Annotated in this window: 17 protein-coding genes; 12 read left to right on the top strand and 5 right to left on the bottom strand. The window is 37.8% G+C overall.

The window, feature by feature from the left end; all coding sequences use genetic code 11:
* The first annotated feature begins 80 nt into the window (after nt 1–80).
* The 6 genes from BG04_RS26415 to BG04_RS26390 all read left to right on the top strand — a co-directional run bounded on the left by BG04_RS26415 (nt 81) and on the right by BG04_RS26390 (nt 5,628).
* On the top strand, nt 81–494 hold the full coding sequence (locus tag BG04_RS26415; protein WP_034651044.1) for a DUF4395 domain-containing protein: 414 nt from the start codon (nt 81–83) through the stop codon (nt 492–494).
* 247 nt (nt 495–741) lie between these two features.
* Nucleotides 742–2,268 (top strand): nickel ABC transporter substrate-binding protein, encoded by a 1,527-nt coding sequence (gene nikA / locus BG04_RS26410; RefSeq protein ID WP_034651047.1) that lies wholly within the window; start codon nt 742–744, stop codon nt 2,266–2,268.
* Nucleotides 2,269–2,270: 2 nt separating this feature from the next.
* Complete coding sequence (gene nikB / locus BG04_RS26405; RefSeq protein WP_034651050.1) at nt 2,271–3,212, top strand: nickel ABC transporter permease; 942 nt, start codon at nt 2,271–2,273, stop codon at nt 3,210–3,212.
* A complete protein-coding gene (gene nikC, locus BG04_RS26400; protein ID WP_034651053.1) occupies nt 3,209–4,015 on the top strand; it encodes a nickel transporter permease in 807 nt (268 codons plus the stop codon). The genes nikB and nikC overlap by 4 nt, the downstream gene beginning before the upstream one ends.
* Nucleotides 4,016–4,020: 5 nt before the next feature.
* The gene (locus BG04_RS26395; RefSeq protein ID WP_034651055.1) at nt 4,021–4,848 is read left to right on the top strand and encodes an ABC transporter ATP-binding protein; all 828 of its coding nucleotides are present in this window, start codon (nt 4,021–4,023) and stop codon (nt 4,846–4,848) included.
* A gap of 9 nt (nt 4,849–4,857) precedes the next feature.
* Complete coding sequence (locus tag BG04_RS26390) at nt 4,858–5,628, top strand: ABC transporter ATP-binding protein (protein ID WP_034651057.1); 771 nt, start codon at nt 4,858–4,860, stop codon at nt 5,626–5,628.
* Between the two features lie 65 nt (nt 5,629–5,693).
* Here the strand turns inward: BG04_RS26390 and BG04_RS26385 are convergent, their stop codons facing one another.
* On the bottom strand, nt 5,694–5,990 hold the full coding sequence (locus BG04_RS26385) for a hypothetical protein (RefSeq protein ID WP_013083651.1): 297 nt from the start codon (nt 5,988–5,990) through the stop codon (nt 5,694–5,696).
* A gap of 689 nt (nt 5,991–6,679) precedes the next feature.
* Nucleotides 6,680–6,991, bottom strand: a complete 312-nt coding sequence (locus BG04_RS26380) for a hypothetical protein (protein WP_034651062.1) — start codon at nt 6,989–6,991, stop codon at nt 6,680–6,682.
* Nucleotides 6,992–7,095: 104 nt separating this feature from the next.
* Between BG04_RS26380 and BG04_RS26375 the strand changes: the two genes are divergently transcribed.
* Complete coding sequence (locus tag BG04_RS26375; RefSeq protein WP_013083648.1) at nt 7,096–7,542, top strand: DUF4385 domain-containing protein; 447 nt, start codon at nt 7,096–7,098, stop codon at nt 7,540–7,542.
* On the opposite strand, the gene BG04_RS26370 is transcribed toward BG04_RS26375, so the two are convergent.
* A complete protein-coding gene (locus tag BG04_RS26370; RefSeq protein ID WP_034651065.1) occupies nt 7,543–8,856 on the bottom strand; it encodes a hemolysin family protein in 1,314 nt (437 codons plus the stop codon).
* A gap of 269 nt (nt 8,857–9,125) precedes the next feature.
* Here BG04_RS26370 and BG04_RS26365 point away from each other — a divergent pair, with 269 nt between their 5' ends.
* From BG04_RS26365 to BG04_RS26355, 3 genes are all read left to right on the top strand, one after another.
* Complete coding sequence (locus BG04_RS26365; protein ID WP_034651066.1) at nt 9,126–11,159, top strand: Na+/H+ antiporter; 2,034 nt, start codon at nt 9,126–9,128, stop codon at nt 11,157–11,159.
* A gap of 193 nt (nt 11,160–11,352) precedes the next feature.
* Nucleotides 11,353–11,553, top strand: a complete 201-nt coding sequence (locus BG04_RS26360; protein ID WP_028409001.1) for a hypothetical protein — start codon at nt 11,353–11,355, stop codon at nt 11,551–11,553.
* A 93-nt stretch (nt 11,554–11,646) separates the two neighbouring features.
* Nucleotides 11,647–12,192 carry a spore coat protein gene (locus BG04_RS26355; RefSeq protein WP_230586541.1) on the top strand — a complete coding sequence of 182 codons (546 nt, stop codon included), beginning with the start codon at nt 11,647–11,649 and terminating at the stop codon, nt 12,190–12,192.
* A gap of 106 nt (nt 12,193–12,298) precedes the next feature.
* Here the strand turns inward: BG04_RS26355 and BG04_RS26350 are convergent, their stop codons facing one another.
* The gene (locus tag BG04_RS26350; protein WP_034651067.1) at nt 12,299–12,835 is read right to left on the bottom strand and encodes a histidine phosphatase family protein; all 537 of its coding nucleotides are present in this window, start codon (nt 12,833–12,835) and stop codon (nt 12,299–12,301) included.
* A gap of 263 nt (nt 12,836–13,098) precedes the next feature.
* On the opposite strand from BG04_RS26350, the gene BG04_RS26345 reads away from it, so the two are divergent.
* On the top strand, nt 13,099–13,980 hold the full coding sequence (locus BG04_RS26345) for a M23 family metallopeptidase (RefSeq protein WP_034651068.1): 882 nt from the start codon (nt 13,099–13,101) through the stop codon (nt 13,978–13,980).
* Between the two features lie 30 nt (nt 13,981–14,010).
* On the opposite strand, the gene BG04_RS26340 is transcribed toward BG04_RS26345, so the two are convergent.
* The gene (locus tag BG04_RS26340) at nt 14,011–14,469 is read right to left on the bottom strand and encodes a hypothetical protein (protein ID WP_016764573.1); all 459 of its coding nucleotides are present in this window, start codon (nt 14,467–14,469) and stop codon (nt 14,011–14,013) included.
* Nucleotides 14,470–14,707: 238 nt separating this feature from the next.
* On the opposite strand from BG04_RS26340, the gene BG04_RS26335 reads away from it, so the two are divergent.
* A complete protein-coding gene (locus tag BG04_RS26335; protein WP_034651070.1) occupies nt 14,708–15,313 on the top strand; it encodes a GntR family transcriptional regulator in 606 nt (201 codons plus the stop codon).
* Nucleotides 15,314–15,379 lie beyond the last annotated feature (66 nt).

Here is a 15,379-nt window from a genome sequence, read left to right as displayed (position 1 = left end):
TCTTATCGTTCATTTGGAGTGCTTTTTCTTTTAAATTAGTAAACCAATTTGTATAATAGGTTTTAAGAAGGAGGAGTTCCATGAGCATTCCCAAACCATTAGTTCAGCTTAATCAACTCTTTATCGTTATAACGGTTTTGATCGCTTTACTTGCGGCAAAGTGGCTTTTACTTTTGCCTTTTCTCATTGGAGTAGTCACACTTGCAACAAAGCGTAATCCCGTAATTATGGCAGGGAAAAAGCTTCTCAAAAAGCCTGCTTCTTCTTATCAAATGGAAGACCGGGATCAGCAGCTTTTTAACCAATGGATTGCAACGATATGTATGGGGGTTGCTTTCATTTCATTTTTAATGGGCTATACGCTTGTCGGCTATGTATTTAGTATAATGGTGATTCTTGCTGCTGGTGTAGCGCTAATGGGATATTGTATAGGCTGCACGATTCGTTATCGATATATGATGTGGAAATATAAAAGAAAAAAACACGCTGCATAAACAAAGCCTCGAGAAGGCTTTGTTTTTTTTATGCTCATTTGTATGCGTTATCAATAAATTTTAATCATCATAAAGGGTGAAAACAACTGTTAGAGCGCCTATATCCTTTAAAAACCTTTGTTGACAAAGTAAGGTAAACAAATTAAACTTTTTATGATAATAATAATCGTTACGATTTAAAAGGAGGAAGTTATAGTTAGAAACCGTACATAAAAGAAAGATTGTTTTGAATAAAGGAGGGGTTTATATGAGAAAAAGGATAAGTTTGCTATGCTTAACGCTTGCTGCGATAGGTCTGCTAGCGGCATGTTCGAGTAACTCTGCGAGTACCGAAGAAAAGAGCAAAAAGAAATCACTTACTTTTGTATCGAATTTTCCAAGTGACACGCTCGATCCACAGTTAAATTATACAACTGTACGAGCCGGTATTGCCGAAACGTTAGTAAAAGTTAATGAGCAATTACAGACTGAACCGTGGCTTTCAAAAAAGTGGAAAACAGAAGATGATGGGACGACCTGGGTATTTGAGATTAGAGACGGGATTACGTTTCAAAATGGCAAGGATCTAAATGCTGAAGCCGTGAAACATTCGTTAGAAAGAACGATAAAAGAAAGCGAAGCAATGAAAAGTGCACTTAAAATTAAAGAAATAAAAGCCAGTGGCCAAATCTTAACCATTACAACAACAGAGCCGCTTGCCACGCTGCCTTCTGAACTTGTTCATCCAAACACAGCAATTATTGATGTAGATGCTCCTCCAGATACAAAAAGTAAACCCGTGGGAACAGGGCCATTTAAAGTAGCTTCGTTTAAACCGGATAATGAAATGAAAGTAAAAAAATATAAAGAATACTGGGGCGGGGAACCAAAATTGGATGAAGTTGTGTTAACATTTAATGATGATGAAAATGCACGAACGTCCGCTTTGCAATCAGGTGAAGCCGATATTGTGTACCGTCCGGCTATTGAAAGCTTAAACACGTTAAAAAAAGATTCTTCTATTGTAGTAGATGTACAGCCGAGCCTGAGAAATCAAATGCTTTTTTATAATTCAAGGCAAGAAGCGTTTAAAGATAAAAATGTGAGAAAAGCGTTTGATGTATTATTAAATCCAAAAGATGTTGTCGATACAGCGCTTGCAGGTCAAGGATCCCCAGCAAATGGTCCATTTTTAAAGAGTTTAGATTTTTCGAACGATCAAAAAACGAAAATCTATGGACCAAGTGAAGCTCAAACATATTTAGAAAAAGCCGGTTATATACTCAAGGATGGAAAAGCAATAAAAAATGGAAAACAGCTTTCCTTTAAGCTTGTTACATACCCTTATCGTCCAGAACTGCCTTTAATGTCACAAATGCTTCAGTCAGAAGCAAAAAAGATTGGTGTAAAAATAGACATTCAACAAGTGGAAAATATGGACGAGTATATGACAACAAAAAATGATTGGGGAATCGTTACATATAGTCTAGTAACCGCGCCGCGAGGAGATGCAGGATATTTCTTTAATGCTCTTTACATGGAGGGAGGAGCATTTAATGTAGGTCATTTTCATGAACCAGCATTAACTTCCATTATCAATAAACTCAATAAAACAGTTGATCAAAAACAGCGCAATGAGTTAGCAAGGCAAGCCGGAGAAATAGTAGAAAAAGAAACGCTCCACTCTTCGATTGTTCATCCGAATAATTTTGTGGCCTATAGAGACAATGTGAAAAATTGGGTCACAACTAAAAGTGAATACTATGTGATAACAAAGGATTTAGATGTGAAATAGATATGAAATTAATTGGTAAAAGAATAATAGAATTACTCATTTTTTTAGTTATCCTATCGTTTCTCAGCTTTGTTTTGATGAAGCTGGCTCCAGGAGACCCAGTTAAGCAAATGCTCCGTGTAGATGACGTGGCAGTTTCTGAGGAACAAATAAATAGTTTGCGAACAGAGCTAGGGTTTAATGAGCCTGTATATATTCAATATGTAAAGTGGCTGAAGCGCTTTTTTCAGTTTGATTTAGGGTCTTCGTATATGACAAAAGAGCCTGTCATCGATGAATTAGCCGAGAAGTTTCCGGCTACGCTGCGCTTGACGGCTGCATCTTTGGTTGTGATGCTGTTAATAGCTGTGCCACTCGGCACGCTGTCAGCACTATACTCGAATAAATGGATTGATTATCTCAGCAGAAGTATTTCCTTAATTGGAGCGTCTATTCCAAGCTTTTGGCTCGGCCTTTTGTTTATACAGCTGTTCTCTGTACGTCTTCAATGGCTTCCTTCGATGGGGACAGGCACAGCGGCTCATCTTGTACTGCCTTCTTTAACACTCGGTTTTGCCATGTCCGCTGTGTATATGCGAATGATTAGAGCTAGTCTGCTAGAAGGACTGAAACAAGATTTTGTACGATCCGCTCGAGCAAGAGGAATCAGTGAAAGCCGCATTTTTATTTTCCACGCGTTCCGGTATAGCTTAACGCCCATCCTTACCATTTTAGGCACGAGCTTAGGCAGTTTGCTTGGAGGAACGGTCATCATTGAAGTGCTTTTTGCTTATCCTGGCATTGGAAAATTAGTCATTGATGCGATTATGAATCGTGATTATCCTGTGATTCAAGGGTATATTTTGTGGATGGGCCTGTTTGTTGTTTTAATTAATTCATTTGTGGATTTGAGCTACAAATATGTAAATCCCCAGCTCTATGTAAAGGGAGGGGATAAAACGTGAAAAAGCCGCAGCTTCCTTTTGTAGTGATAAGCGTGTGTGGTATTGCGCTTATTTTATTTTGTCTGTTTGGAAGTCAGCTAACACCGATGGATCCCACACAAGTTAATATGCAAGATCGGCTTCAAAAATCCACCGGTGATCACTGGTTAGGAACTGATCACTTAGGCAGAGATCTCTTTTCACGAATCGTGGCTGGAGCTCAGACCACAATTGGAACTAGCTTTCTTGTCTTAGCTCTTTCTCTTTTGATTGGAGTACCTGTTGGCTTAGTTTCAGCGTATATTGGAGGGAAAATAGACCGCTTTTTAATGAGAATTGTAGACGCTTTTTTAGCTTTTCCTGACTATATTGCAGCCATCGTCTTAAGCGGACTGTTAGGGCCTGGATTATTTAACTTAATTGCTGCGATGGTTATTGTAAAGTGGGTTGGTTATGCAAGGGTAGTGCGCAGTATTGTGCTTCAAGAAAAGTCAAAAGAATATGTGCTGGTCGCTAAATTAAACGGAGTGGGAACACTACCTTTAATCCTGCGCCACTTTCTTCCTCATGTGGGAGGACATATTCTTGTTCTTGCTACGCTGGATATAGGGAAAATTATTTTAATGATGGCTTCATTATCCTATATTGGACTAGGGACTCAGCCGCCTACTCCGGAATGGGGAACGATGCTAAATGAAGGCAGGGCCTACTTTTACAATGCTCCGCAGTTAATGTTGATACCAGGCGTGGCCATTATTTTATTTGTGCTGGCGTTTACAGCTTTAGGTGAATATATTCGAGGGAAATATCAAGTTAATCAGTAAAAGAGGTGATCGTCATCGTTTTAGAAATAAAGCATCTAGCCATTCATAATAAAACAAAACAAATCGTAAAAGACGTTTCTTTTACAATCGAGCAAGGACAGTGGATGGCGCTCGTTGGAGAAAGCGGAAGCGGTAAAAGTATCACTGCTGCTTCGATAGGAGGACTGCTGCCTTCAGGTGTAACGCTTAAAGGAGGATCTATTATATTTAAGCAGGAAGGATATGCGCCTATCCTTGGAAAAGATATTTCGTATATCTTTCAAGATTATCGAAGCGCCTTTACTCCTTTTTTAACAATTGGAAAGCAGTTTGATGAAACGATTCGTACACATAGTAAGCTTGCTAAAAAAGACAGGACTGCTGCCATTTTTCAGGCTCTAAAAGCTGTGAATTTACCTAATGAACGCGTGTATAAAAGCTATGCTTCTCAGCTGAGCGGAGGACAGCTTCAGCCTTCTCAGCTGAGCGGAGGACAGCTTCAGCGAGCAGCGATTGCTTTAGCACTGGTGATGAAGCCTGCCTTGATTATTGCAGATGAACCAACCACGGCTTTAGATAGCGTGTTAGCAGCTGAAGTTCTTCAGCTGCTGCATAAGCTGAAAGAAGCAACAGGCTGTGCCATTTTGTTTATTACCCATGATTTGCGTCATGTGCGGAAATATGCAGACCGAGCAGCCATTATGTTAGCAGGAGAGATCGTGGAAGAAAACAGTATCGAATCTCTGTTTCACGCTCCGCATCACTTTTATACAAAAAAACTGTTTAACGCCATTCCTTCTTTACAGAAAACGCCTGATCGATTGTTAGATATGCAGAAAAAAGTGTTGATATAGGAGTGAGATATGAAAGAAAAAAGTATATTACACGTCACGCAGCTGGTGAAACAGTATAAAGACGTTAAAGCACTAAATAATGTTTCCTTGCATATCGATAAAGGAGAATGTGTAGGGATTGTTGGAGAAAGTGGAAGCGGAAAAAGTACGCTTGTAAAAAGTGTGCTAAGGTTAACAGAGATTCAGCAGGGAGAAGTATGGTTTGCAGAGAAACCTCTTCACCGGTTAAAAGGAAAAAAACTGCAGCAAGCTCGTCTAGGCATGCAAGTCGTATTTCAAAACCCCGCGGCTTCTTTTAATCCAAAAGTAAAAATCATCGATTCTTTGCTCGAGCCTTTACGGCAGCAGCGAACCGTTCCTTCATTTTTATCTCATGTGAGCAGAAACGAAAAAGAACTCGCTTTTTATTTGTTAGAAACAGTCGGGATTAGCGCAGAATATGCGTTGAATTATCCTCATGAACTCAGCGGTGGACAGCTTCAGCGTGTAGCGATTGCGCGTGCCATTAGCGTAGGTCCGTCTCTGGTGCTATTAGACGAACCAACAGCGAGTCTTGACGTTACAGTACAGGCAAAAATTTTAAATTTATTAAAAGATTTGCAGGAGACGTTTCAGCTATCTTATTTGTTTATTTCGCATGATTTAGCGGCAGTGAAATTTATGAGCAGTCGCATGATGGTTATGCAGCAAGGCGAGGTTATCGATCAATTTGACCGTGCAAATCTATTTGATAAAAACAGGCATCCCTACACAAAAAAGCTTGTGCGTTTATTTGAATAGAGAGTAAAGCTCTTCGTTTAATATACTAAACGAAGAGCTTTTTTATAAATGAGAATGAGACAAAGTCAGGGACGCGGCGGGGGAGTATGCATATGTATAAAATGATAGCCTGCTTGGCAAAGCATGACAAAACTAATGCTGAGTACAACGAGAGGAATTAGCTTGTTTTTTCCTCGTTCTTCATATAGTCCGGCTGCGCTTAAAAGGAAGCCAATAGCAGCTAAAGGAGGAGAGGCGCGAAAGAATAAATCTGCAGCGGTAAACGCTTGGTTTGTATATTTATAATAAAAAAATAGACCTGTAATCAATAAAAATAGTCCAATCCAAAACAGCGTAAGTTTTCCAAAAAGGGTTTTAGGCACTGCGATTTCACTCCTTTTTTCAGTCAAGTACCATAAAATACTAGCATAAAATGTTCTAGTTTGCATTAGAGAAAAAGAACGTGAATTATACAATATGTGTAAAAAAACAGGTTTGAAGTAGGAGGAGATGAGGTATTCAAAGCGCTTCATGTAAAAAAATACATATCGTTGGAGCTGTTGGAAGTGGAAAAACAACTCTTGCCCGTTTATTATCCCATGAATTAAAAGTTCCTCACTACGAACTTAATAACATTATGTGGGAACGAACATATGAAGGAGATAAAAGAAGAAGTGAAACGGATAGAAAAAAGTGTTTACATCATATTGCAGCTTCAAAAGAATGGATTATAGAAGGCTTATACTATACGTGGGTGAATGAAATTTTTAATAGAGCTGACCTTATTATTTTTCTCGACATCCATTATCTAAAAAGAATATGATTTATTATAAAAAGGTATGTTCTGCAAAAAGCTAAAATAGAAAAAGCAAATTATGCACGGACGTTTTCTATTTTCATTAAAATGTTTCAGTGGAATGCGGATTTCGAAAAGCAAAGTAAACCTGAAATTTTGCATATCCTTCGTACGTCATATAACGATAAACTTATAATAGTGAAAAAGAGAGAAGAGATAGAGCACCTTATATCGTAAGAAAACGCCGCTCAGTTGATGAGCGGCGTTTTTTGACTTTTATTCTATCAACATAGAAGCGCCTTTTTTTTCACAAGCTTTTGCAAGGTTTTTGAGCAGCTGATTAAGAAACTCTTCGTCCATTTTAAGCCACTCTTCTTTTTGCAGCCCTTCTACGATATAGGAAGAGAAAACCCACACGTCGTTTTTGATGGCAGAGCGATTTGTTTCAGCGATTACGGTTAATGCCTTGATGACAGCAGACATCACGGAAACATCTTCTTTCCCATAATGGCGAATTTGATAGAAAGCTCCCGTACCATGATTTAATAAGTTCGGCCTTCTTTTAGCATGGAGAAAAAAGTTAGTCATACTTATCCACCTATTATTACCCGCATCTGCATGTAAAAAACTTCTTTAAGAAAAGTTTTATCATTCATTTGTAAGGGGTAGAGATCAAAAAGGAGGGGAGAGCCGTGGCATTTGATTATTCACTTGACTTTGAGCATATCGATTTTAGAAAACATCCTGAAAAGTATAGAGTAGGAAAAGGAGAACAAGGAGTTCTCCTTGTGGAGCCGTATAAAAGTGAAATTCTTCCTCATTGGCGTTTTCGAACACCTGAAATTGCTGAGGAATCCGCGGACGCCATTTATCAGCTTTTTTTAACCTACAAAGAAAAAAGCGATTTTGTTGGAATGGACATGGCCCGGAAATTTCTCCAAATGGGATATACGCGATCCAGGCGCTACGCGAACTACAAAGGTGGAAAGAAATATAGCAAAGACGGAGAGCGTAATGAACGGCAAATTGATGAACAAAAAGCAAAATCGGCGGCTATTTTTATGAAAAAATGGAAGGAGGTACGAGAGAATAAAGAGTACTTGACATTTAAAAAAGAGCATCAAAAAAAGTACGGATAATCAGCTGTTATCCGTACTTTTTTCCTTTGTTATTTCGATTCGTTTAATATGGTGATGTTCAATATCAATGACTTTAAATGAAAAACTTTCGTTTGTGATGCTGTCACCTTTAGCAAGATCAAACTTTTCGGTCAGCATCCAGCCGCCAATGGTATCAACGTCTTCTTGCTCAATATTTGTTCCGAGTAAGTCATTTACTTCTTCAATCAACACCTTCGCATCGAGTACGTAGTGATTTTCACTAATTTTGTGTACGTCCGGTATTTCATCATCATCAAATTCATCACGAATTTCACCAACAATTTCTTCTAAAATGTCTTCTACCGTTACAAGCCCTGTTGTTCCTCCGTACTCGTCTATTAAGATGGCCATGTGAATTCTGTCTTTTTGAATTTTAAGCAATAAGTCGTAAATGGCGATGGAATCAATGACTTGAATGATGGGTTTCATATACGTTTGCACGGTACGTGGTTTAATATCATCTTCTTTTATGTAATCCGCTAATATTTCTTTAATATTAACTAATCCCACCACTTGATCTTTGTTTCCATCTACAACTACTGGATAGCGAGTATATTGCTCTACTCTAGCCATTTTTAAGAATTCTTCTATCGTTTCATCTGCTGATACGCTAACAATTTCCGTACGAGGCACCATGATTTCTTTAGCTGTACGATTATCAAATTCAAAAATATTATTCATGAACTTAAATTCCGATTGATTAATTTCACCGCTCTCATAGCTTTCAGATAAAATAATTCTAAGTTCTTCTTCACTATGAGCTACTTCGTTTTCAGAAGCTGGCTTCAGGCCGAATAATCCGACAACGCCCCTTGCTGAGTGGTTTAAAAGCCAAATAAACGGATAAAGTAACTTAGAAAAAAGAATAAGAGGACGGGAAAATAACAGCGTCACTTGTTCGGCCTTTTGAATCGCCACTGTTTTGGGCGCAAGTTCCCCAGCTACCACATTTAAAAATGTGACAACCGAAAAAGCAAGAACAAAAGATATGACATGCGAAAGTGATGTAGCAAAAGGAAGCATGTCAATAAGCGGTTCTAATAAATGGCCTACCGTAGGTTCACCTATCCAGCCTAGACCCAGTGCGGTAACCGTAATGCCCAGCTGTGTGGCTGAAAGATAACCATCTAAATTTGATACTACTTTTTTTGCTGCTAAAGCGTTCCGGTTTCCTTCTTCAATTAACTGGTCGATTCTAGTCGACCGTACCCTAATGACGGCAAATTCCGTTGCAACAAAAAAGGCTGTTAATATAATTAATACGATGAATAAAATGACATTTACTGTTTCCAAATTTATCTCCTTACCCCGTTGAAACGGATAAGGGAACACCTCCCTTATAAAAGTTTGATGAGCTGATTTATATGGTAAATAAAGAATATCATGTATACTGTTCCCTTAATGTCCGTAGAAATAAACTTACCGAAAAGAAAGAGCACTTTTTAATAACCCACAACATTTTTTGGCACAAAAAGCGTAAACTAAACACTATAAAATAAATGAAAAGAGATAACGTGATACCTTTAAAAGGATGTAAATAGAAGTAGGAGTCGATTGTTTTCATGGAATTTTTTCTGACGATATTAGTCTTATTGGCTTTGATTGGTCTATCTAATATCATTAATCATTTTGTACCATTTATTCCTGTTCCATTAGTTCAAATAGCTTTGGGAGCAGGGCTTGCTATCTTGCCATTTGGTGGAGATGTACATTTAGAGCCTGATTTATTTTTTATTTTATTTATTGCCCCGCTATTATTTAATGATGGGAAAAACGTGTCAAGAGCTGCTCTTTGGAAGCTTCGTACACCTATTTTATTACTAGCGCTGGGACTGGTTTTTGTAACGGTGGCAGTAGGGGGATATTTAATCAATTGGCTGATCCCTTCCATTCCGTTACCGGCGGCATTTGCACTAGCCGCTATTTTGTCCCCAACAGATGTAGTGGCTGTTGGAGCTATGGCGAGCCGAGTAAAGCTGCCTAAGCGAATTATGCATTTGCTGGAAGGCGAAGGGCTGATGAATGATGCCTCTGGTCTTGTAGCGTTTCAAGTAGCAGTAGCTGCTACCGTAACGGGCGTCTTTTCGATAGTAGATGCTACATTTCAGTTCCTTTGGGTAGCGCTGGGCGGTTTGTTTGTAGGAGCATTTATCGCTTTTTTGATTATCAGACTGCGTGTACTTGTTCGACGTTTAGGAATGGAAGATATTACGATTCATATGTTAATACAAATTCTAACTCCATTTGTTGTCTTCTACATTGCTGAACATTTTCATTTATCAGGAATCTTGGCAGTTGTAGCAGGCGGCATTGTGCATGCGATTGAGCGCGACCGAGAAGAATCACCTAATCAGCAGCTTAAAGTAGTATCAAAAAGTACTTGGACGGTTATTTTATATTTGTTAAATGGCTTGGTGTTTGTACTGCTTGGTTTGCAAATACCTAAAGTGGCGAAAGCAATTATTCAAGATCCAAACTTTAATAATGGACAAGTGCTTCTTTATATTTTGATTATTACTGTCTTTTTGCTTGTACTACGATTTATTTGGGTGATGGTGTCATGGTCAGTAGGCTGGTATTACAAAAATAACAAGCATCTAAAACCTGAGCCTCGTTCTATTGGCATTATTACGGTTTCAGGTGTACGAGGAGCGGTTACGTTAGCCGGAGCATTTTCGATTCCATATACGCTTGATAACGGCAGTGATTTTCCGGAACGCTCTCTGATTATTTTTCTAGCAGCAGGCGTTATATTGTTAACCCTAGTTGCGGCAAGTATTCTTTTACCTCTCATTGCGAAAACAGAAAAGGCGCCGAAGAAGCCTGAGCGCAATACAAAAGAGGTTAAAGCACGCATTAAAGTGCACAAAGCTGCTATTCAGCGGTTAAAAAGAGAAATGACCGAGGAAAATCGTGGAGCAGCCCTTTCGTTAATTTCAACGTATAATACAACGATTAATAATATCATCGTTAAAACTCATCCTTTAGAAGCCTCTGAAAACAAACAGTATGAAGAAGAAATTCGATTGCTGGCTCTTCAGGCCAAGGGGAAATTGGTGGAAAAGCTATTAAAAGAGGAAAAAATAGACCGTGAGACAGCGTATATTTGTTTGGAACATACGCACAAGCTTGAAATGGCTGTAACCAATCGTGTAAGGTACAAATTATTGGTGAGCTGGATGAGGTTTAAAAAAGTTTTATTATTACTAGTCCGAATTTTTTCACCGAATAAGCAGGCGTTAAGAAAACAAAGCTTGCGAAGAAGAAGCAAAGTGAACAAAGTACGTATTCAAATGATTGAAGAAGCGATAAAGGTCATTAAAGAAAATATGAATGAAGAAAATCGAATGATTTCACTTGCTATTATTAGCGAATACCATAGATCCATGGCAAGACTTAGAAAAGAGAGTACGGAGTATAATTCACGCAAACGTAAAAAAACAACGAGAGATTTATGTTATAAAGCGTTTCATACCGAGCGGGAAACGGTGCAAGAACTTTATGAAAAAGGAGAAATCACGCGTGAAATCGCTCATAATATCCGAAAAGATATCGCTTTGCGTGAAGCATTAACAATTGAAGAAAATGGTTATTAAAAAGTCGCAGAGATTAGTCTCAGCGACTTTTTAATGTGCTTATAAATACGATCTTTTATCTTAATTAAAGCTTGTACAAAAAATGTGTGCTTGTCCACTGTCATCAGTCTATACGAATTGTTTTAAATTACATATATTGTTAACAGGTGAGCTACTTCACCTCACAATCTTTCTAACAGGAGTTGATATTTATATGAGCAATTTACGCAAAGTAATCGCTTCAGCTTTTAACAGTGATCAGACAAGCCGTGTTGCTGATGCTTTAATCTCTGATGTACTAAAAAAGTATGGTGTTTCAGAAAATTCTCTAAGAAATTTATCCCCTGAGCAAAAACAAAAAATTAAGCAAATCGTTGCTGAGCTTCAATCGAAAGTTAACGATACACTCAAATAAGAACGTTGATGACCGGAAGGGTATAAAGCAGTGTTAATTAAGAAAATCATGTGGGTTTGCAAAAAAACAAAAACTTTTAGAAGGGTGATTGATATGAGTAAATACTACAGCTATTACAATCCTGAAGAGGGTAAGTATTATATGAAAAAAGAGTATGAGGAAGCAGAAGATTATTTTAAAGGTAAAAAGAAAAGAAAAGAAACAAAATGCGGAGGATCTGGATGGAGTGCATTGGAAGGCTCTAGCCATCCGGCATTCAACGCTGTTAGAGAAAATCAAGTAGCGAAACAAAAAGAGGAAACGGTTCAATATTCTGAAGAAACTATTTTTATATGCGATTCGGCAGACGTTGAAGTAAACACAACAAGCATCAAAGCGGCTTTATCTGTACAAGCAGCACTACAAGCGGCAATCGTTCTTGTTTTAACAATTGCGATTGGACGCAGTGCAGAAGCAGAGTCAATTGCACAAGAATTATTCCAAAAATCATCTATCAAACAAATTAATAGACAGCGTACAGTTATTAAAAATTCACGAAATGTAAAAATCGATGTATCAGACACTGAAATTGCAATCAACATTCAAGTATTAATTGAGCTATTACTTGCTCTGTTAGTGGAATTAGAAATTCAGCTATAAGCCTTTTATCTTTTGTGTAGAGAAGCGTAGACAAGCCTATGAGCTGTCTACGCTTTTTTTCTTCAAATTGGCTGGTAAAAGAAACGGTTCGAAATGATGAAAAATATTATTCTTTCTCAAATAAATAAAGCTTTCCGTTAACAGCAATATCAAACCGAGGCCCTTTAAAGCCGCGTTTTATAAGTTCTTTACGCATAAACTTCATAATTCCTCCGTGGCTGACAATCAGCAAATCGTCTTCTGACTCGGAAATAGCGCGATCTAGCACTGCTGCTACTTTTCTCTTAGTCTCAGCCATATCTTTACGAGCTTGTTTGTTGATGAGTCCGGACGTGCGAAACAGTAATGCCCATAGGATAAAAGGAAGTTTAAATTTTACTGGAATAATAGGCATAGGTATTTCTCTAAGTTCTGGAAGAAGCGTGATCTCTTGTTTATAAATGTGCTTTGCCGTTTTGTGTGCTCGCGGCATATCGCTTGAAAAACAGCGTTTCCATTGGATATTATTCAAATCAGTCTCTCCATACGTAATATCTGATTCATCATATTCCTGAAACCAAGCCACTAGTTCGTCAGTGGATAAGCGGTGGTTTTCTGGAAGACCTTTGTTTACTTTGTAATGACGTACTAATGCTACTTTCATTGTGAAATCTCCTTAAAATCTAAGCGCCAAAAACACTTATTCGGCGCAGCTTGATTTTCTTATTTAATGTTATTTTCATCATGCTGCACCTCCTTTCAAATATTTGTAAAATAAGTATAAAATGGATTAAGAAAATTGTAAATACGGTATAGAAGAAGATTTTGAGATAGAATAACTGGAAAATGAAACCTTTTTATAACATAAAACGTATTACTTATAGATAATTCAAACAAATTGAAATACATATAAAAGGGTGGATTACAATGATGGATACAGAGAGAAAAGTGAACATCAGAGAAGAGTTTGGAATTTTATTTGCACAAGGGGATTTTAAGAAACTTTATGATTGTGTAAGCGAAGAATTTAAACGTCAAGTTTCGCTTCAGCAATTTTTGGAGCAGAGCAAATTGTTTAATCAAGGAGAACAGTTCTACAGACTAGAAACAAATCTCTATTTAACTCCTCAAGTTGAGCAGTTTATTTGGTTAAATTCTACGCAGACAAAATTCATCAGCGTTATGTTTGATGAACATAACATTATACAAGCACTTGTGATTGCTCCTATAGAATCATTTTCAGAGAGAGATCGATGGAGTACAAACAAATATACGATGCCGATTCAAAGTGAATGGTTTGTCTATTGGGGAGGAAAGCATGAGGTGTTGAACTATCACCATCTAGTCGAAAACCAAAGGTATGCGTATGATTTAGTCGTGAGAAAAGGAAAGCAAAGCTATAAAAATGATGGAATGAAAAACGAAGATTACTATGCCTATGGAAAAAAAGTTGTAGCGCCGCTTGAAGGAGTCGTTATCACAGCAGTTGATGGTCAAGAAGATAATGAAATTGGACATACGAATAAAAAAAATCCTTTAGGAAATCACGTCATCATTGAGCATGAAGGAAAAGAATACAGTGTGCTTGCGCATTTGAAGAAAGGATCGGTTTCTGTGAAAAAAGGAGACGTGGTTCGTAAAGGAACGCTGCTCGGAAGGTGTGGAAATTCCGGGAATTCATCCGAACCCCACATTCATTTTCACGTCATGGATGCCTCTGACATCGAAACGTCAAAAAGTTTGCGAATTCGGTTTCATGCGGCCGTTGAACCGATTCGCGGAGATACGGTTATTCCATTTTTTAATTGATTAAAAAGCCATAGCGTTTGCTGTGGCTTTTTATGCAAGGCTTTCCTCAAATATAAAGTCAAGCAGCCGTTGAAACAAGTAAAGGATAATAGCTACGGTAGTCATGACAAGGAAAAGCCCAAAATGACTGATATCATACAGATTATAAAGCCCGATTTTAGCGAGAAAAGGAACAATAACATAACCATGAATCAAATCTAAAATAACGTTAACAATTATGTACAAGATAAACCCAGGATACGTAAGGTAAAAGACAAAGATCGTAATCACAATATGAAGGCAATAAATCGTTGCTCCCATGTTAGTAAGAAAAAATACGTTTTCTTGAACCGTCCACCAGTGCATTTTTTCCGCTACTTGATAGGCGATTGTCATCATTAATGCAGCAAATAACCCTACAGTAAAAAATCGTTTAACACGCTGTTTATCAAGCAGCAGCAGTAAAAACCATGGAATAACAAGAATCCCCCATAATATAATTTGATTCATTCATCTTCCCACCTTTTATTTATCAGTAGTTCTTAGTGTAAGAAAGAATTGTAAAAATATACGTTCTATAAAGAAAACGTTTACAATTAGGTTGCTTCTCTATATACTAAATCTTGAATACTTGTATACAAGTTGGCTAAGGAAGTGATGACACATTAAAAAGGTAACCTACCCGGAAAGATGGCTTCGCGGAGCGTCGCTGGGAGAACAAGTTGTAAGCAAATTAAGAATTCAAATTATGAGCGGCGAGCTGAAGAAAGGAGCCATACTATCGGAAAATCAGCTCTCGGCAGAGTTTGCAATGAGTCGATCTCCTATAAGAGAAGCGCTGCGAACCCTTTCAAACGAAGGACTCATTGATTTACAGCGAATGGGAGCAGTTGTTATTGGTTTAACAACTAGGGATTTAAACGAGCTGTACGATGTTCGTCTGCTTTTAGAACATTTTGTCTTAGAACGTTTATCTGAAGTCAACCATGATTCGCTTATTAAAAAGCTTGAGCAAAGCATTGATCAAATGAACATGGCAGCTAAATACGATGACTATGTAGAGTTTGCTTATCAAGATTTACGGTTTCATGAGCTCGTGATTATCGAAGCAGACCACAAACGGATATTAAAATTGTGGGAAAGCATCCGTGAAATTATTTTAGCTGCTCTTTTAATTACCACTGAAAAAAGATTTCGAGATGATAAAGCAGCTGTGCTCCCACTGATAAAGCAGCATCATGAAATGATTAAAGCATTAAAGTCTCAAAATACAGAACGTATTCAAGATGAAGTGAAGCGTCACTTTGAAGATACGCGAAATACGATAACAGCTTCACTTTTGAATGAAGCATAAAAAAAGGGATAAAAGATTCAAAATGTTTTTGGGTCTTCTTATCTTTAACCTGTCGACAAGTATACA

Source organism: Priestia megaterium NBRC 15308 = ATCC 14581 (assembly GCF_000832985.1).
GTDB lineage: Bacteria > Bacillota > Bacilli > Bacillales > Bacillaceae_H > Priestia > Priestia megaterium.
Note: the sequence above shows the minus strand (reverse complement) of the source record. Positions and strands in the feature narration are given on the sequence as shown.